The following is a 17,807-nucleotide window of genomic DNA, read 5'->3' as shown; positions in this document are numbered from 1 at the left end:
ATTCAGTGGCGCCCCGCGCCGATCCGGCGTCGCTGTTCGCGGCGCGCCGGGCGGGGGCTGCTGATGACCACCCGTGACGGGGTGGCCGCAGGGGCCCCGGCGACGGCGGGGGCGGTCTGTGCCTGGGCGCGGCTGAGCAGGATGACGCCCCTGACCGCCGCCGCCGTGCCGAGCAGCGCGGGGACGATGCCGGCCGGGCCGCCCTGGAACCGCTCCCCGAGCAGGGCCAGGCCGATGGCCGCGGCGGCGACCGGGTTGGCGAGGGTGACGACGGCGAGCGGCGCCCCGAGGCCGCCCCGGTAGGCGGTCTGGGAGAGCAGCAGCCCGCCCATCGCGAACGCGGAAACGAGCACGGCGACGACCACCAGGCGGGCGCTGAGCAGCGGTCCGGTGTGGTCGGTGGCCGCGACGGTCAGGGTCTGGGTGAGCGCCGAGGCGACGCCCGAGGTGATGCCGGACGCCGCCGCGTGCCGGAGCCCGGGGCGGGCGCCGGGGCGGCTGAGGCCGGCGACGAGGGCCATGGTCCCGGCGCCCACGGCCAGCGCCTCGGGCAGGGTGAGCGTCTCCTGCGGGGCGGCTCCGCCCGCCGTCAGGAGCAGGGCGCCGAGGCCGAGCAGCGTGAGCAGGGTGCCGCGCCACTCGGTGCGGGTGACCCGGCGGCCCGCGGCCCGGGCGCCCAGCGGTACGGCCGCCACCAGGGTCAGCGCGCCGAGCGGCTGGACCAGGGTGAGCGGCCCGTACTTCAGGGCGGCCACATGCAGCAGGGCGCCGCCCGCGTTCATGCCGACCGCACACCACCAGGCTCCGCGCCCGAGCAGCCGGAGCGTGCCGGTGCCCGGTGCGGTGCGGCCGGCCAGCCGGGCCTGGGCCACCGCGGCGGCGGCGTAGGCGGCCGCGGAGACGAGGGACAGCGCGACGGCTGCCAGGGTGGCGTTCACCGGCGTGCCCCGGAGGTGGCGTACACGGTGGTGTGCTCCCGCTGCGGCACGACGGACGGCCACGGCCGCGGCGGGCGGACCGGCTCCGCGCGCCGCAGCGGCAGCGCGGCGAGGGCCAGCGAGAGCAGGGCGGCCACCACGATCGAGTCGAGCCAGTAGTGGTTGGCGGTGCCGACGATGACGAACAGGGTGATCGCCGGGTGCAGCAGCCACAGCCAGCGCCAGCGGGAGCGGGTGGCGACGACGAGGCCGATGCCGACCATGACGGCCCAGCCGAAGTGCAGCGAGGGCATCGCGGCGAACTGGTTGGCCATGGAGTCCGTCGCGGGCTGGGCGCCGTACACCGAAGGTCCGTAGACCCGGCCGGTGTCGACGAGATGCGCGGTGGCGAGCAGCCGCGGCGGGGCGAGCGGGAAGAGCAGGTGCAGGGCGAGCGCCGAGCCGGTGAGCGCGGCGAGGACGCGGCGCGACCACACGTAGTGGCGGGGGCGGCGCCAGTACAGCCAGGCGAGGAAGAGCAGCGTGGCCGGAAAGTGCACGGCCGCGTAGTAGGTGTTCGCCAGGTGGATCAGCGTCTCGTCGTGCAGCAGCAGCCGCTGGACGACACCTTCGCCGGGCAGGTGCACGGCGCGTTCGAGGTCCCAGACGCGGTCGCCGTTGCGGAACGCCTCGTCCACATGGCCGTTCGCGGCCTGGCGGCCGAGCTTGTAGATCAGGAACAGCCCGACGACGAGAAGAAGCTCGCGGACCAGGGGTGGACGGGCGACGGTGTCCGGCTTCCGATCTGCGGGCGTGTTGCCGGCGTACCTCACCCGGTGCCCCTTTGCTGATGCTCCTCGGCGGCCCTCCGCCCTTATCGATACGCCAGTGTACCGATACGGAGGCGTATCGGTACACGTGCGTATCGGTACACTGGCGTATCGATGGACCTCGTCGCAGAGTCGCAGAGAGGGAAGGCACATGTCGCCGCAGCAGACCGAGCAGGAGCAGCCCCCCACGCAGCGCCGCTCGAAGATCACGCCGGAGCGGGCGCAGGAGCTCTACACCGCCGTGCTCGACACGCTGAGGGAGAGCGGCTACGAGTCGCTGACCATGGAGGGGGTCGCCGCCCGGTCCCGCTGCGGAAAGTCCACCCTGTACCGCCAGTGGGGGTCGAAACCCGAGCTGGTGGTGGCCGCCCTGAACGGCACCCGGCGCGGCGCCCTGCGGAAGATCGACACCGGATCGCTGGCGGGTGACCTGCTGGAGGCGGCGCGGGCCATCAGCGAGGGCTCGGGACGCGACACCTCCCTGATGCTGGCACTGAGCCATGCCGCGCTGCAGAGCCCGGAGCTGCTGTGCGCCCTGCGCGAGTCGCTGATCCTGCCGGAACTGGCCGCGGTCGACACGCTCGTACGACGCGGGGTGGAGCGGGGTGAGGTGGCGGCCGACAACCCGGCGGCGGAGTTCGTCTCCGCGCAGCTGCTCGGCGTGATGCGCGCCCGCCCGATGCTCGCCGGGGCCTACGCGGACGAGAGCTACCTCGTCCGTTTCGTGGAGGGTGCCGTCCTTCCCGCACTCGGCCTGGACGCTCCGGCGCCCGGGTCCTGACAGACGTGGGCCGTCGTTCCAGCGGATGACGGCGGCCCGCCCGCGCCGCACCGTGGGGACGGGGGCGGCGCACAACCCGGCCGGCCGGTGACTTCTGAGAAGTCACCGGCCGTTCGCGTGCCCGGACCCTCTTTTCTCGTCCCCTTGACGAGAATCGGCCGACCCCCTTATCGTCGCTATGACGAGAAAGATTCGAGGGGGTCCTCATGGCCGACATCACCCGCCGCTTCGGCTGGCGCCATCTCCGCTCCGCGCCCACCGCGCACATCCGCCACCACAAGCGCGGCGAGCTCGCCCACGACGGGACCGGACTGAGCTTCTGGTACCGGTCGCTGAGCGCCGCGCTCTCCGAGGTGCCGGTCAACGACCGCGAGCTGGCCATGGCGTTCCACGCGCGCACCTCCGACTTCCAGGACGTCACGGTGCAGGCCACCGTGACCTACCGGATCAGCGATCCGGCCGAGGCCGCCGCCCGCCTCGACTTCTCCGTCGACCCGGACACCGGCGCCTGGCGCGGCGCACCCCTGGAACAGATCGCCACACTCCTCACCGAGACCGCCCAGCAGCACACCCTGGACGTGCTGGCCCGGACCCCGCTGGCCGGCGCCCTGGTCGACGGGGTCGCCGCCGTCCGCGACCGGGTGGCGGCCGGTCTCGCCGCCGAGCCCAGGCTCCCCGCCACCGGCATCGACGTGGTGGCCGTCCGCGTCGTCGCCATCCGCCCCGAGGCCGAGGTGGAGCGCGCCCTGCGCACCCCCGCCCGCGAGCAGATCCAGCAGGAGGCCGACCGGGCCACCTACGAACGGCGCGCCGTGGCCGTCGAGCGCGAGCGGACCATCGCCGAGAACGAGCTCGCCAGCCAGATCGAGCTGGCCCGGCGCGAGGAGCAGCTCGTCGAGCAGCGCGGCACCAACGCCCGCCGCGAGGCCGAGGAGAACGCCGCGGCCGACGGGGTGCGCGCCGAGGCGGAGGCCGCCCGCACGGTGCGGCTCGCGGGGGCCGAGGCGGAGGCGGCCCGGCAGGTGGGCGCGGCGCGCGCCGAGGCCCAGGCGGCCTGGCTGCGGGCGCACGGCGAGGTGGAGGCCGCGACCCTGCACGCGCTGGCGGCCACCCGACTCGCCGAGAACCTGCCGCACATCGACAGCCTCACCCTGTCGCCGGACGTCCTCACCGGCCTGCTCAGCAAGCTCGGCCGGCCGGAGGCCGGGGCGTGAGCCTGGCCCCGCGGGCGGTGCTGGTCCACCGCACCACCGAGTACGAGGAGCTGCTCGCCCGGCACGGCACGCACGGCCAGGCCGCGTTCGTCCTCGCCGCGCGCGGCCGGTCCATCGACGAGGTGGCCCGCAGGCACGAGCGGACCCGGCAGGCGCTGGCCGACGTGGCGGCGGCCGTCCCGCTCCAGTGGCGCCACTGCCGGGTGGAGCGGGCGGACCTGGACCGGTTCCTGTTCGCACCCGAGGACGTGGTGGTGGTCGTCGGGCAGGACGGCCTGGTCGCCAACGCCGCGAAGTACCTCTCCGGCCAGCCGGTCATCGGCATCGACACCGACCCGGGCCGCAACCCCGGCGTCCTGGTGCGCCACCGGCCGGCCGACGCGGCGGCGCTCATGCGGGCGGCCGTGGCGCCCGGCGGGCGGGCCGACGCGCTGACCATGGTGGAGGCGGTGGCCGACGACACGCAGCGGCTGCTCGCCCTCAACGAGATCTACCTCGGCCCGCCCGGCCACCAGACGGCCCGCTACCGGCTGGGCCCCGACGCCGCGGACTCCCCCGCCGAGCCGCAGGCCTCCTCCGGCGTCCTGGTCGGCACCGGCACCGGGGCCACCGGCTGGCTGCGCTCGCTGTGGCAGGAGCGGCACAGCGCCCTTCCGCTGCCCGGGCCCGCCGATCCCCGGCTGCTCTGGTTCGTCCGGGAGGCGTGGCCCTCGCCGTCGACCGGCACCTCATTCGTTTCGGGCGAGCTGGGGTCCGGGCAGGGGCTGCGGCTGACCGTGGAGTCGGACCGGGTGGTGGTGTTCGGCGACGGCATGGAGGCGGACGCGCTGGAGCTGACGTGGGGGCAGAGCGTCCGGCTCGGCGTCTCGGAGACCTCGCTGCGACTGACGGTGTGAACGCGGGGGCGGGTACGGCGTCCCCGTAGGCTCGGCGCCCGGACCCGACCGCCGACTCCCGAGGAGCACCATGGCCACCGAGAACACCGCCGCCCCCTCCCGCAACGCCCGCCCGCCCAAGGCGCAGGCGGCGCTGGGGGTCGGGGTGATCGTGCAGGACGCGCGGGGCCGGGTCCTGCTCGGCCGGCACCACAGCGGCACCTGGGAGCTGCCCGGCGGCAAGGTCGACCCGCTGCCCGAGTCCGTCGCGGCGGCGGCCGTGCGCGAGCTGCGCGAGGAGACCGGGCTGACGGTGCCCGAGGACGAGGTCACCGTCTTCGCGATGCTGCACGACGTCGTCGGCGGGATCAACCGCGTGACGATGGCCGCCCTGGTGCGGGTGGACTCCGGCACCGCGCGGGTGACCGAGCCGCACCTGATCAGCACCTGGCGGTGGACCCCGCTCGACGCGCTCCCCTCGCCGCTCTTCGATCCCTCGGCGCAGATCCTTTCGACCTGGCGCCCGGACCTCGGCATCCCCCACCCGCCCGTGCACCGGCTCTCCCTCGCAGCCGATGATCTCCAGGTGAAGCCCTAAGGTAATTAATCGTTTGCCTAGGGGCCATAGGCAGAGTTAGCTTCGTGGGTATGAAGGCCGTGACCGAGCAGGACATCCGCTCATCGTTCGTGAATTGCTCCAAGGGGGAAGCCAAGCGTCTGCCGCTGCCCAGGGACCTCGAGGAGTTGCCCTGGGACGATCTCGACTTCCTGGGCTGGCGCGACCTGTCCGCGCCGGGGCGCAGTTACATCGTCACCGAGCACGGCGGTGAGCTGGCCGGGATCTCGCTGCGTTTCCCGTCCCAGCAGCGCGGCTTCCTGCACCGGAGCATGTGTTCGCTCTGTCTGACCACGCACCCGGGCAGCGGGGTCTCGCTGATGACCGCCCGCAAGACCGGCCCCGCCGGGCGCGACGGCAATTCGGTCGGCCTGTACATGTGCACCGACCTGGCCTGCTCGCTGTACGTGCGCGGGAAGAAGGCCGTGGCCTCCGGGGCCCGGTTCAAGGAGAGCCTGACCACGGAGGAGCAGATCGCCCGCACGCTCGACAACCTCCACGCGTTCGTGACGAAGCTCTTCAGCTGAGCCCGGCAGCGCGGGACGCGCGCCCCGGCAGACCTCCGGGGCGCGCGTCCGTCCCTCACCTCGTGAACAGGTCCGCGTAGTCCGGGGCCGCGTTCTGCCCGCCGCCGACGCCCCCGAGCACGGTGCCCTGGCTCACCAGCCGCACCGCGTCCGGGCCGACGCCGCTCTGCTCGGCGGTGACGGCGAGCGCGACGGTGTTCTCCCCGTGCTGCATGAGGAAGCCGGACGGGATGACGAACTCCTGCTGCGGGCCCACGTTGTTGACGTACTGCCCGGTGTTCCAGCCGTTGACGAAGATCTGGACGCGGTACTTGTCCGTCCGTCCTCCGGCGTCCTCGATGCGCAGTCCGAGCGCGGTGTCGGCGCCCTTCGGCAGGTCGAGCCGGGCCGTGGTGCGGTACCAGCGCACGCCCGGCCGGTCGCTCTTCAGCGAGCCGGTGCGCGCCCACGAGGCGTCCGGCGCGCCCGGCAGGTGCCAGCCGAGGCGTTCCCCGTACAGGCCTCCGTTGTTGTAGAGGCCGCGCGCGGTGTCGGCGGGTTCGTCGCCGCCCTCGGCGCCCTGGATGCGCCACTCGGTCTTCCCGGCGCCGGCGATGTCCACGTCGGCCAGACCGCGTCCGCCCTTGGACCGGCCGTTGGAGCTCCAGTCCTCGTACTGGCCCATGTTCCGTACCAGGATCGCCAGGACGGCGGGTTCGCCCGGCTCGGTCAGGCCCTCGGGGACGGTGTACGTGGCGCTGCCGTCGCCCTGTGCGCCCAGGTAGTGGCCGTCGAGCCAGACCAGGGCGTGCCCGGCGGTCCCCGTCTTCACCGTCACCTTGACCGTGCTGCCCGCCTCGGTGGGCGTGTAGTGGCCCCGGTACCAGGTGTCGCCCTCGTGGAAGCCGTACTCGTCGGTGTCCAGGACGACCCCGGAGGCCGCGCCGGGCCCGTGCCGGGTGTTGGCGGCGGTGGTGCGGTCCGCCTCGACCCACGCCGAGTCGTCGAAGTCCGCCGTGTGTTCGGGGTCGGAGGCGGAGGTGCGCCAGGTGTTCAGCGCGGGCACCGTGACCTCCCCCGGGCCGGGCAGCCGGCCGACGAGCGCCCCGGCGGCGTCGCGCCGCACCCGTACGGTCCGGCCGTTCCAGGTCAGGGTCTTCACCCCGGCGGGCGCGAACACCCTCAGCGGGCCGGCCTCACGGGTGTCGCCGGTGAGGGCGAGGCGGGTGCCCGTCACGCGGGCGGTGCGGGCGAGTTCCGGGCCGGTGACCAGGACCTGGCCGGGGCCCGCGTCGAGCTGCCAGGTGGTCGCGACGCCTTCCCGGTCGCCGATCAGGACGGTGAGGTCCCGGCCGCCGCCGCCCGTGACGCGTACGGTCCGTGCGGCGCCGTGCCGGTAGTTCAGCCGCAGCTCCTTGCGTACGGGGTCCCAGGTGGCCTCCACGGGGTCCCCGTCCACGGTGGTGACCCGGGGCCGTTTCGCGTACCGCAGGACGGTTTCGCCGTCCCTGCCCTGCGCGCCGTCGAGGACGAGCAGATCGCGTCCGGCGGTCAGCCGGGTGAGCAGCTGCGAGGTGGAGTAGACGAGCCGGTGGGTGCCGAACGCGTAGTCCGCCACGAGGGTGGTGGCGTCGCGGCCGTCCACCGTGATCGCGGTGTCCGGCTTCTGCGGCACCCGTGTGTACGCGGCGCCGTCGCCCAGCTCAAGGGGGAAGGTGACACGGCTGGTGGTGGTGTCGTTGGAGTCGGGGTGGCGCAGGGTGATGAGCCGCATGCCGTTGCCGGAGACGGAGGTCTCGTCCGCCTGCTCGGTGGAGCGGCGCTGCTGGGCCTTCACGGGGCCGCCGCCGGTGACGGTGACCTCGGGGGCGGTGTCGGGCTCGGCGGAGGCGATCGGCCGTACGGCGCTCTGGAGGTAGCCGAACTCCTTCTGGACGGCGAGCTTCGGGGTGATCGCGCGGTTCTCGGCGATCGCCGCCCCGTAGTCGTAGGAGGTGAAGCCGGAGCCCGGGTCGCCGGTCCAGCCCCAGTTGGTGCCGCCGTACTCCATGTAGGTGTTGGAGAGGGTGGCCCCGTTGGCGAGGTTGTTCACGGCGAACTGCCGGGTGAACGCCTCGTCGGCGAATTTCGCGCACTCGCTCGTCTGGAAGTCCCGGCCCCACGAGGTGAACGCGCCGCCCTGACCCTCCGCGATGAAGACCGGGGTGCCGGGCGAGTAGCCGCGCACCCGGGACTCGTAGTCGCTCAGCTTCTTCCGGGCCCCGGCGCAGTCGAAGCCCAGCGGGTACGTGTCGAAGGCGTAGAGGCCGAGCTTTGAACCGCCGGGGCCGCCGGGGACGTTCCAGCCGTGTCCGTTGCCGTAGTCGTTGTGGAACAGCGGCACGGTGATGCCCTGGTCGACGACGGCGCTCTGCAGCTTCTCGATGTAGTCGACGTGCTTGGCGGAGTCGTCGATCTGTTCGTTCTCCACCTGGTAGGCGATGACGCTGCCCCGGCCGTCGGTGATCTGGTGCCGTCCGATGATGCCGTTGACGGCCTTCAGCCACTCCAGGTCGGCCGCGAGGTTCTGCGGATCGGCGGTGCGCTGCTCGCCGCCGTACGTGGTCATGTACGGCGGGAGCCCGCCCATGCTCACTTCGGCGTTGATGTACGGACCCGGCCTGGCGATGACGTACAGGCCCTCCTGCTCGGCCATGGTCAGCAGCCGGTCGATGTCGCGGACACCGCTGAAGTCGTAGGAGCCGGGCTTCGAGGAGTGGTAGCCCCAGAAGAAGTAGAGCGAGACCGCGTTGAAGCCCGACGCCTTGAGCTTCTGCAGGACGTCGCGCCACTGGTCGGGGCTCGGCAGCCGCCAGTAGTGGAACTCGCCGGACCAGACGACCAGCCGCTCACCGTCGATCCTGAGGGACTTGTCGTCCCAGGTGACGGTGTGCGGGCGGTGGTCGTTGCCCGGGAAGCGGTGCGTGGTGGTCTCGGCCGGTGCCTGCCGGGCCTGCCGTGCGGGGTGCGCGGCGACCGGGGACGGGGAGAACAGGGACAGCGCGAGTCCGGTGGCCAGACCGGCGACGACCGCGCGCCGCCGTAAGAGGCGCGACCGCGTGCGCGGCCGGTGGGGGTGGTGGGTCATGGACGCCCTTTCGCTGGTGTGCTCATGGTGCGTTTCCGTGGTCCGTGGAGCCGGTCGTGCTGGGCCGTGCGGGTCAGTGCCGTCGGTCAGCGGATGTCGGCCACCACCTGCGAGGCGACCAGCCGGGTGCCGTCGGCGAGGCTGAAGTGCAGGGTGATCGGGCCGGTGCCGGCCGCCGCGTTCGCCGTCGCGCTGACGGCGACCCGCTGGGCGTCGCCCCGCGTCCCGCGCACCCTGAGCGTGCCGTGGGACGGCTCGACGCGGACGTCGTCCGGCGCGGTGGCCGTCCAGAGCACCGTGTGGCCGGTGAAGTCGACGTCCTGGGCCTCCACGTCGAGCCGCACGGCGTCCCCGCCGCGTTCCAGCACGACGGTCCCCGGGTCACCGAACCCGGCGGCGGGACTCGCGTAGGTGTCGACCACGGCCTGCCGGATCGTCGCGTCGTTGTACGGGGCCTGGCCCTGCGGGCCGTTCCACCGCCACCAGGCCTGCATGTTGGGCAGGCAGATACCGGTGAACCGGTTGCGGTGCACCAGTGCGCGGTACTCCCGGCGGGCGGCTTCGAGTTCGGCGCTGCCCGCCGGAGCCAGGCCGATGCGCATATCGGCGAGCGCGAGGTCGGCGTTGCGGGTCAGCCGGTCCAGGACCGTGCGGGACGCCGCCTCCGTCACCTGCCCCGCGGCCTCCCCCAGCGCCGCGCGGGCCTGGCCGTACGCGGTGGTGAGCGCGGCCGCGGTGTGCGTGTCCGGGTCCGGGCGGGTCAGGTCGTAGTAGCGCCGCATCGCGGGCACCGCGCGCTCCCCGAAGCGGGCGTGCAGATAGCCGTCGAGGAACGACTCGCCGTCCAGGGAGGCGTCCCAGGCCAGCGCGGCGACCATGTTCTGCACGTGTTCGTACGTGATCCAGTCGCCGGGTTCGCTGTACATGCCGATACCGTCGAGACCGAGCCCCGCCTCGAACGCGAGGTCGCCCGCGATGGTGGTCAGCGGGTGCACGGGCAGGCTGCGCCAGCGGTAGCGCCGGTAGTACTCGTACATGGCGAGCGGCCCGGTGTGCGTAACCCGCCAGGCGCGCAGCGCGTCCGCGAAGGGCACGTTGGCCTTGACGGCCGGGTCGCCCAGGTGGCCGTCGTAGGTGCGGGAGTAGGCCGCGAAGTCCACGATGACCTCGGGGTCGCTCGCGTGATCGGCGTCGGGAGGACGGACCGTGGACGCGTACGCGATGCGCTCGACCCGGACGCCGGGCAGCTCCTGACGGAGCACCCGGGCCAGCTCGTTGACGACCACGGACTCGGCGTTGGACGCGGTGCCGTACCGGTCGAGCACCGGCTTCTGGAAGGCGCCGACGTCCGGGGGCCAGCAGTCGAAGAGGGCGATCTCCGGGCGCTCCCGGAGGAAGGCGACGACCTTGCCCACATAGGCGTTCAGGGCCTCGGGGTTGTAGATGTCGAAGACCGGCCCGCCGGACTCGTAGTACTGCGGGTAGTCGGCCTTGGGCAGGAAGCTGTCGTAGCCGTGGCCGCCCGTCTCGATCCGCAGGCCGCGTTTGCCGGCCTCGCGGGCCAGGACGTCGCGCACCTTGTCGTACGCGGTGACGCCGAGGCCCAGGTAGTCGGTCGGGTAGACGAAGGTGTTGAGCCGGTTCTTGGCCATCCAGTCGAGCAGCGACGGCAGGTTGGCCGCGGTGTGGCTGAACCCCTCCTCGGCGTACTGCCGCCGCAGCCCGGTGGCGGGCCGGTCGGTGTGGCGTACGGGCGGCAGGGCGAGGTCGCGGGTGTGCGGTACGTGTTCGTGGTGGCCCTCGTACGCGGGGAAGGCGGGGGCGAAGAAGCGGACGCCGGCCCGTTCCAGGAGGGCGTAGACCGCGTACAGCGGGGCCCGGTCGCCGTGCCCGGTCAGCAGGATGCAGGTGTGGTCGCCGAGCAGGGTGAAGGAGTCCTCGGGGGCGCCGGCGAGTTCCCGTCCGGCGTCGGCGAGGCGGGTCGCGGGGATGCGGCCGCCGCCGGTGCCGGTGTGCAGGGCCACCAGGCCGGCGACGCCCTCGGGCGGGCCGGCCGGGGCGGGAACGGCGCGCAGCGGGAGGCGGACGCCGGTGATCCTGCGGAGGTAGTCGCGCAGTTCGGCGGCGGCGAACTCGGTGCTGCCGCCGCCCCACCACAGGATGGAGGCGCGGGCCCGGCCGCCGGAGGCGACCCGGAGCGGGCCGCCGGCCGCGGCGGCCCCGGTCGTCGTGGTCCCGGCCAGGAGCGCGGCCCCGGCGAGGCCTGCGGCGCCGACGAGGAAGCCTCGTCGTCCCGCCCCGTCCGGGGCGAGGGTGGTGTCCTGGTGCGGCGAGTCGTTCATGAGCGGTCCGCCTTTCCGGCTGTGGCGTAGAGGTCGCCGAGGTAGTAGTCCTCGGCCTTGCCCGGGTCGGGCAGCTTGCCCATCCGGTGGAAGTTGGCGGCCAGTTCGTCGAACCAGCCGTCGACCGTGCCGTCCCGGGTGAGCTTCGTCAGCTCGTCGGAGGGCAGGATCCTGACGTACTTCGTGGAGCCCTTGAGCTGCCCGGCCGGGAGTTTCAGGAAGTCGGCGGTGACGGTCTCCGATTCTTCGGGGTGGGCCGCGATCCAGTCACCGGCGGCCTTGAGGACGCCGGTCACCTTCTTGACGAGCTCGGGGTCGGAGGAGGCCAGCTTCGGCTGGGTGACGAAGACATTCGGAAAGGTGAGCTTCGGGTAGTAGTCCTCGGTGCGGCTGATCTCCTTGAGGCCCGGGACCTTCTTCTTCATGGTGTCGATCAGCGGGTACCAGGTGGCGGCCGCGTCGACCTGGCCGGAGGAGAACGCCGTGACGACGGTTGAGGCGTCCATGGCGACCTTGGTGATGTCGTCGGGCTCCAGTCCGGCCTTGCTGAGGGCGAGGTTGAGGATCATGTCGCCGGAGGTGCCCTCGGCGACGGCCACCTTCTTGCCCTTGAGGTCGGCGGGCTCGTCGATGCCGGAGCCGGGGCGGGCGATGACCCGGTCGGCGAGGCCCAGCATGTTCACGGAGACGATGGAGGCGCGGCCGGAGGCGGGCAGCCAGAGTGCGCCGGGGCCGAGGTAGCCGAAGTCCAGGTTGTTGGTGCCGAGGGCCTGCACCTGGAGGGGCCCGTTGGTGAAGACCTTGAGGTCGGGGGTGACCCCGGCCTTCTTCCACAGGCCCTGCTTCTGGGCGACCGCGAGGGCGACGGCGCCGCTGTAGTCGGCGATGTACCCGAACTTCACCGTCTTCTGCCCGTCGGCGGAGTCGGACGAGGAGCCGTCCCCGCAGCCGGCGGCGGTGGAGACGAGTGCCAGGGCGAGGAACAGGCCCGCCGTGCGGCGGCGGACGACACGGATCGGCTTCATGACGCGATTCCTTCGAGCGGGGCGGGCTGGTGGTGCACGGCGTGCCACACCTGGGCGCGCAGTGCGGCGAACTCGGGCGACAGGCGGTGTTCCTCGGTCCGCGGGTAGGGCAGCGTGACCGGGATGACGGTGTGGACGCGGCCGGGGCGGGCCGCCATGACGACGACGCGGTTGGCGAGGAAGACCGCCTCGTCGACGTCGTGGGTGATGAACATGACGGTGCGCCGATCGCGGCCCCAGGTGTCCAGGAGCGATTCCTGCATACGGACCCGGGTGAGGGAGTCGAGGGCGCCGAAGGGCTCGTCCATCAGCAGCACCTTGGGGTTGACGGCGTAGGCGCGGGCGATGGCGCAGCGCTGTTTCATGCCGCCGGAGAGCGTCTTGGGCAGCGCGTCGGCGAAGTCGGTGAGGCCGACGAGTTCGATGACCTCGCGGGCCCGGCGCCGGCGTTCCGCCTTCCGGACCCCGGCGACCTTCAGCCCGTACTCGACGTTGGCGGCGACGGTCATCCAGGGGAAGAGGGCGTACTGCTGGAAGATGACGCCGCGTTCGGGAGCGGGGCCGCTGACGGTGGTGCCGTCGACGAGGACCTGGCCGCCGGTGGCGTCGAGGAGTCCGGCGGCGATGTTCATCAGGGTGCTCTTGCCGCAGCCGGAGGGGCCGACCACGGTGACGAACTCGCCGTCCTCGATGTCCAGGCTCACATGGTCCAGGGCGAGGAATCCGCCGTCCTTGACCGCGAAGTCCTTCGTCACGTCGTGGAAGTTGATGCTGGGCATGGGTTACCGCCGTTCCTGCCAGTGGGTGAGCCGGCGCTCGGCGAGGAGCAGCAGCCGGTCCATGGCGAGTCCGATCGCGCCGATCGCGATGAGCTGGACGAAGATGGTCGGCAGGTCGTAGTAGACCTGCGCCTGCTGCATGCGGTAGCCGAGTCCGCCCTGGGCGGCGATGAGTTCGGCGGCGACGACGGTCGCCCAGGAGGCGCCGAGCCCGATCCGCATGCCGACCAGGATGAACGGGGTGGACGCGGGCACGACGACGCCGAGGAAGACCTGGGGGTCGCGGGCGCCGAGGACGCGGGCCGCGTTGACGAGGGTGACGTCGACGGCGACGACGCCCTGGAAGGTGGAGACGACGCAGGACAGGAACGAGGCGAGGAAGATCACGAAGATCTTCGGGGTCTCGTCGATGCCCATGAGCACGATGGCGAGCGGGATGATCGCGAGTGGCGGCACCATGCGGAAGAACTGCAGCCACGGCTCGATCAGCCGGCGGACGACCGGGTACCAGCCCATGACGAACCCGACGGGGATCGCGAGGGCGACGCCGAGCACATAACCGATGAGGACGCGCTTCAGGCTGGCGCCCGCGTCCTCGAACAGCGTGCCGTCCGCGATCAGTTCGCCCGCGCGCCGGGCCACGACGACGGGTCCGGGGAAGCCGTTGATCCCGCTGCCGGCGAGAGCGGCCCAGGCGAGCAGCCCGAGCGCGGCGGAGGCGAGGCCGAGGAGTACGGAGGTGAGCCGGCCCGTGCCGCGCTTCTTCTTCGCCGTTCCGGCGGCGCGCTCCGGGGCGGCGGGTGGTCCGGGGGGTTTCGTGCGGTGCGGTGCGCGGGGCTTGTCCTGCACGTTCATGCCACTTCCTCCGCGACCCCGTCGACGTCGGCCGCCCGGCCGCCGCCGATGTCGGCCATGTAGCTCATCCAGGTGTAGGCGGGGTCGCCGCGGCGCAGCAGTTCGCTGTAGAGCCGGACGGTGAGGTAGCGGCGGATCTCCGCGTAGGCGGGCGCCTCGTACACGTTGTGCAGTTCGTGCGGGTCGGTCTCCAGGTCGTACAGCTCGTGCACGCTCTCCGGGTTGTGGACCAGCTTGTGGCGCCGGTCGCGGATCATGCGCTGGGAGTACGGGAAGTGGTGGCCGTGGAATTCGGTGACGACCTGGTCGCGGGTGCCGTCGGCGCTCCCGCCGTGCAGCAGGGGCAGCAGGCTGGTGCCGTCGCAGGGTTCGGGCACGGGGGCTCCGGCGAGTTCCAGGATGGTGGGGTTGAGGTCGATGAGGGTGGCGAAGTCGTCGTTGACCTGGGCGGGGGCGCCGGGGACGCGGGCGATGCCGGGGATGTTGTAGATGTCCTCGTACATCGCCGGGCCCTTGTCGTTGAGCCGGTGGGCGCCGGTGAACTCGCCGTGGTCGGCGGTGAAGAAGACCGCGGTGTCGTCCCACAGTCCGTGGCCCTTGAGCGCTTCGACGATGCGTCCGACCTGGTGGTCGATCATCGTGACGTAGCCCCAGTAGACGGCGATGAGCTTGCGCCAGGCGGCGGCGTCGAAGTCGTCGGAGGACCAGTACGCGCTGTACTGGCGCTGTACCTCGGGCTTCCCGGCGAAGGTCTCCGCCATGGAGGCGGGCAGCGGCACGTCGTCGGGGTCGTACAGGTCGTAGTACGCGTCGGGTATCAGGTACGGCAGGTGCGGGCCGTACCAGTGGCAGGACAGCATGAACGGCTTGCCGGTCGCCTTCCAGCCGGCGGCGTAGCGGTCCAGCAGGGCGAGGGTGCGGTCGGTGAGGTACGCCTCGACGGTGGCCTCGGCGGGCTGCTGGAGGCGGCCGGCGATGAGGTGGCCGCGCCCGGTGCCGTTGGCGGCGGTCCCGAAGACGGCCTCGCGCACCGCGAACGGCGGGAAGCCGTTCTCGTCGAGCCACTTCTCGTAGGAGGGGTGGTGTACGGGGTTGAGCGCGCCGGGCAGGTGCTCGCCGTCCAGTCCGTAGAACTCGGGGCCGCGCTCGCGGCCGATGTGCCATTTGCCGACGTGCCCGACGGCGTATCCCCGGTCCGCCAACTGGTTCCAGAGCATGGGGGTTTCGTCGGACAGCTCGTCCTTGCTGCCGCCGTTGCGCTCGGGGTTGTTGAGCATGCCGTGGCGGAACGGGTGGAGGCCGGTGGCGAGGGAGGCGCGGGCGGGGGTGCAGATCGCGGTGGGGGTGTAGAAGCGGTCGAAGCGGGTGCCCTCGGCCGCGAGGGCGTCCAGGGCGGGGGTCTCGACGAGCGGGTTGCCGTAACAGCCCAGGGTGTCGGTCCGGTGCTGGTCGGTCATCAGGAACAGGACGTTGCGCGGAGCCACTCGGGCCGCCCTTTCGGTGGTCGTGCTCACAGTGGTGACGGGAGCCGGCCGGGCAGGTTGCGGGGTGCTCGAGCGGGCCGGCTCCGGCGATTGACGGGAACTGTAGGGAGGTCCACTTTTTTACGTCAACCCTCGGGAATAAACATTGTGTGAATTCGTCCGGCGCGTTGACAGAAAGCACTTGACCGATCGACCATGCGTCCATGACCGAACGCACCGATGCCCTCCAGCGCCTGCGCAGAGCCAATGAAGCCGCCGTACTGGGCGAGCTGCGCAGGTCGGGGGCGCTCAGCCGGGGCGAGCTCAAGGACCGGGTCGGTCTCTCCCGTACGACCCTGTTCGCGATCGTGTCCGACCTGCTGGAACGCAACGCGGTCGTCGAGCAGCCCGCCCCCGATCCGGGGCAGCCGAGGGGGCGCGGCCGGCCGGCCCTGGAGATCTCGCTCAACTCGCACGGCGCGGAACTGATCGGCATCGACCTCCAGCGCCACCACATCCACGTGGTCGTCGCCAACTGCGCCCATGAGATCGTCGGCCGGAACAGCGCCCCGGTCCCGGCGGACAGCCAGGCAGCCGAACGGGCCGCGCAGGCGATCCGGGCGGTCGAGGAACTGGTGCGGCGCGAGAACATCAGCCTCGCCCCGGTCCAGGGCATCGGCCTCGGCCTGCCCGGCTTCGTGCAGAATCCGGCGTCCGCCGACCGGCACGCGATGACCCCGTTCGCCGGGCACGTCGCCGCCGAACTCGGCCGGCACTTCGGCGCCCCGGTGCTCACCGACAACAACTCCCGGCTGGCCGCGCTCGCCGAGGTCACCTGGGGTGCGGCACGGGGCTTCGACAACGCCGTCTACCTGCGCTGGTCCCAGGGCGTCGGCGGCGGGCTCGTCGTCAACGGCTCACTGGTGCACGGCGCCCACGGCGCGGCCGGCGAGATCGGGCACACCAGCTGCGACCCCGAGGGCAAGCCCTGCCACTGCGGCGGCCGGGGCTGCCTGGAGGGGCTGATCTCCGTCCCGGCCCTGCTCGCCGCCTGCGCCGAGCGCGGAGTGGACGCCGGGGACGCGGACGAGCTGATCGCGCTCGCCGCCGAGGGCCGGCCGGAGGTGGCCGATGTGCTCCGGGGAGCGGCCGTCACCGCGGGCCGGGTGCTCGCCGCGCTCGCCGCCCAGGTCGATCCGGAGTGCGTCGTCGTGTACGGGGAGCCGGCCGCGCTCGACGACCTGGTCCTCGCTCCGATCAGGGAACAGATCGCTACGCTCTCTCTGCCGTCCGCCCCCCGCTCCATCGAGGTGCGCGGTTCCGCCCTCGGCGGCGAGGCGGCGGCGCTGGGCGGTGTGGCCCTGCTGCTGCGCACCACGGGCCAGGACCTGGCGGAACTGCTGGACCGCCCGGCGCCGGTCCCGGCGGGCTCCGCCCACGACGAACGGACTTCCCCATGAGCGCCTGCTGCGGGCCGGGCCGTGAGAGCGCGACCACGGCCGCCCCCGTCACCACGGCCACCACTCCCCCGGCCGGCTTCGCCGTGCCCGAGTGGAGCACCGCCGACCTGCTGCGCGGCACCGTCGCCGTGCCCGGCGGGCCGTTCCTGATGGGCGGCGCCGACGAGGACGCGTTCCCCGCCGACGGGGAGGGGCCTGTCCGGGAGGTCGTGCTCGCCCCGTTCCGCATCGACGTGGCCTGTGTGACCAATGCCGGGTTCGCGCGCTTCGTCAAGGCCACCGGCTACCGCACCGAGGCCGAACTCATCGGCTGGTCCTACGTCTTCGGCGCCTTCGTCCCCCGCGAGGCACGCCATGCGGTGCTGCCCGGGACGGTGCCCGGCGCGCCCTGGTGGAGCGCTGTAACCGGGGCCTGCTGGCGGGCGCCCGAGGGGCCCGGCACCTCGATCGGCGACCGTCGGGACCACCCGGTGGTCCATGTGTCGTGGAACGACGCCACCGCCTACGCCCGCTGGGCCGGGAAGCGGCTGCCCACCGAGGCCGAGTGGGAGAAGGCGGCCCGGGGCGGACTGGTCCGGGCCCGCTTCCCCTGGGGCGACGCGCTGACCCCCAAGGGCCGGCACCGCTGCAACATCTGGCAGGGGGACTTCCCGGTCCGCAACACCCGCGAGGACGGCTACGCGGGCACCGCGCCCGTGAAGGCGTACGCCCCCAACGGCTACGGGCTGTACAACGTCTCGGGCAACGTGTGGGAGTGGTGCGCCGACCGGTTCAGCGCCGACTGGCACGTACCGGACCGCCCGGAGACGCGGATCGACCCGGCCGGGCCGCCCGAGGGCGGCAACCGGGTGCTGCGCGGCGGCTCGCACCTGTGCCACCGCTCGTACTGCAACCGCTACCGGGTCGCCGCCCGTACGTCCAACACACCCGACAGCACCACAGGTCACGGCGGGTTCCGCTGCGCGATGTCCCTCTGAGCGCCGGCGGCCGGCCCCCGCTCGGACCCGCACATCCCTC

15 protein-coding genes are annotated in these 17,807 nt (G+C 72.9%); 7 read left to right on the top strand and 8 right to left on the bottom strand.

Annotation, left to right across the window (positions count from 1 at the left end; genetic code table 11):
* Window positions 1–2: 2 nt before the first annotated feature.
* Window positions 3–938, bottom strand: a complete 936-nt coding sequence (locus OG242_RS29625) for a hypothetical protein (protein WP_405901069.1) — start codon at window positions 936–938, stop codon at window positions 3–5.
* The gene (locus OG242_RS29620) at window positions 935–1,750 is read right to left on the bottom strand and encodes a phosphatase PAP2 family protein (RefSeq protein ID WP_405901068.1); all 816 of its coding nucleotides are present in this window, start codon (window positions 1,748–1,750) and stop codon (window positions 935–937) included. The genes OG242_RS29625 and OG242_RS29620 overlap by 4 nt, the downstream gene beginning before the upstream one ends.
* Window positions 1,751–1,898: 148 nt before the next feature.
* Between OG242_RS29620 and OG242_RS29615 the strand changes: the two genes are divergently transcribed.
* From OG242_RS29615 to OG242_RS29595, 5 genes are all read left to right on the top strand, one after another.
* A complete protein-coding gene (locus OG242_RS29615) occupies window positions 1,899–2,528 on the top strand; it encodes a TetR/AcrR family transcriptional regulator (RefSeq protein ID WP_405901067.1) in 630 nt (209 codons plus the stop codon).
* A gap of 206 nt (window positions 2,529–2,734) precedes the next feature.
* Complete coding sequence (locus OG242_RS29610) at window positions 2,735–3,742, top strand: SPFH domain-containing protein (RefSeq protein ID WP_405901066.1); 1,008 nt, start codon at window positions 2,735–2,737, stop codon at window positions 3,740–3,742.
* Window positions 3,739–4,638 (top strand): hypothetical protein, encoded by a 900-nt coding sequence (locus tag OG242_RS29605; protein ID WP_405901065.1) that lies wholly within the window; start codon window positions 3,739–3,741, stop codon window positions 4,636–4,638. Before OG242_RS29610 ends, OG242_RS29605 begins: the two co-directional genes overlap by 4 nt.
* A 70-nt stretch (window positions 4,639–4,708) precedes the next feature.
* Window positions 4,709–5,215 (top strand): NUDIX hydrolase, encoded by a 507-nt coding sequence (locus OG242_RS29600; protein ID WP_405901064.1) that lies wholly within the window; start codon window positions 4,709–4,711, stop codon window positions 5,213–5,215.
* Between the two features lie 50 nt (window positions 5,216–5,265).
* Window positions 5,266–5,760 carry an FBP domain-containing protein gene (locus OG242_RS29595; protein WP_405901063.1) on the top strand — a complete coding sequence of 165 codons (495 nt, stop codon included), beginning with the start codon at window positions 5,266–5,268 and terminating at the stop codon, window positions 5,758–5,760.
* A 55-nt stretch (window positions 5,761–5,815) separates the two neighbouring features.
* Here the strand turns inward: OG242_RS29595 and OG242_RS29590 are convergent, their stop codons facing one another.
* The 6 genes from OG242_RS29590 to OG242_RS29565 all read right to left on the bottom strand — a co-directional run bounded on the left by OG242_RS29590 (window position 5,816) and on the right by OG242_RS29565 (window position 15,351).
* Complete coding sequence (locus OG242_RS29590) at window positions 5,816–8,866, bottom strand: beta-galactosidase (RefSeq protein ID WP_405901062.1); 3,051 nt, start codon at window positions 8,864–8,866, stop codon at window positions 5,816–5,818.
* 86 nt (window positions 8,867–8,952) lie between these two features.
* Entirely contained in the window at window positions 8,953–11,208 is a 2,256-nt protein-coding gene (locus OG242_RS29585; RefSeq protein ID WP_405901061.1) for a DUF4838 domain-containing protein, read from the bottom strand.
* Window positions 11,205–12,233, bottom strand: coding sequence for an aliphatic sulfonate ABC transporter substrate-binding protein (locus tag OG242_RS29580; RefSeq protein WP_405901060.1), 1,029 nt, complete (start codon window positions 12,231–12,233; stop codon window positions 11,205–11,207). The genes OG242_RS29585 and OG242_RS29580 overlap by 4 nt, the downstream gene beginning before the upstream one ends.
* Window positions 12,230–13,012, bottom strand: a complete 783-nt coding sequence (locus OG242_RS29575; RefSeq protein WP_405901059.1) for an ABC transporter ATP-binding protein — start codon at window positions 13,010–13,012, stop codon at window positions 12,230–12,232. Before OG242_RS29575 ends, OG242_RS29580 begins: the two co-directional genes overlap by 4 nt.
* A 3-nt stretch (window positions 13,013–13,015) precedes the next feature.
* Window positions 13,016–13,867: an ABC transporter permease gene (locus tag OG242_RS29570; protein WP_405901058.1), complete on the bottom strand. Its 852-nt coding sequence runs from the start codon at window positions 13,865–13,867 to the stop codon at window positions 13,016–13,018.
* Window positions 13,864–15,351 carry a sulfatase-like hydrolase/transferase gene (locus OG242_RS29565; RefSeq protein ID WP_405901762.1) on the bottom strand — a complete coding sequence of 496 codons (1,488 nt, stop codon included), beginning with the start codon at window positions 15,349–15,351 and terminating at the stop codon, window positions 13,864–13,866. Before OG242_RS29565 ends, OG242_RS29570 begins: the two co-directional genes overlap by 4 nt.
* Before the next feature lie 203 nt (window positions 15,352–15,554).
* Between OG242_RS29565 and OG242_RS29560 the strand changes: the two genes are divergently transcribed.
* Window positions 15,555–16,790: an ROK family transcriptional regulator gene (locus tag OG242_RS29560; RefSeq protein WP_405901057.1), complete on the top strand. Its 1,236-nt coding sequence runs from the start codon at window positions 15,555–15,557 to the stop codon at window positions 16,788–16,790.
* Window positions 16,787–17,767: a formylglycine-generating enzyme family protein gene (locus OG242_RS29555; protein WP_405901056.1), complete on the top strand. Its 981-nt coding sequence runs from the start codon at window positions 16,787–16,789 to the stop codon at window positions 17,765–17,767. Before OG242_RS29560 ends, OG242_RS29555 begins: the two co-directional genes overlap by 4 nt.
* Window positions 17,768–17,807 lie beyond the last annotated feature (40 nt).

It is taken from the genome of Streptomyces sp. NBC_00727 (assembly GCF_045161745.1).
Lineage (GTDB): Bacteria > Actinomycetota > Actinomycetes > Streptomycetales > Streptomycetaceae > Streptomyces.
Note: the sequence above shows the minus strand (reverse complement) of the source record. Positions and strands in the feature narration are given on the sequence as shown.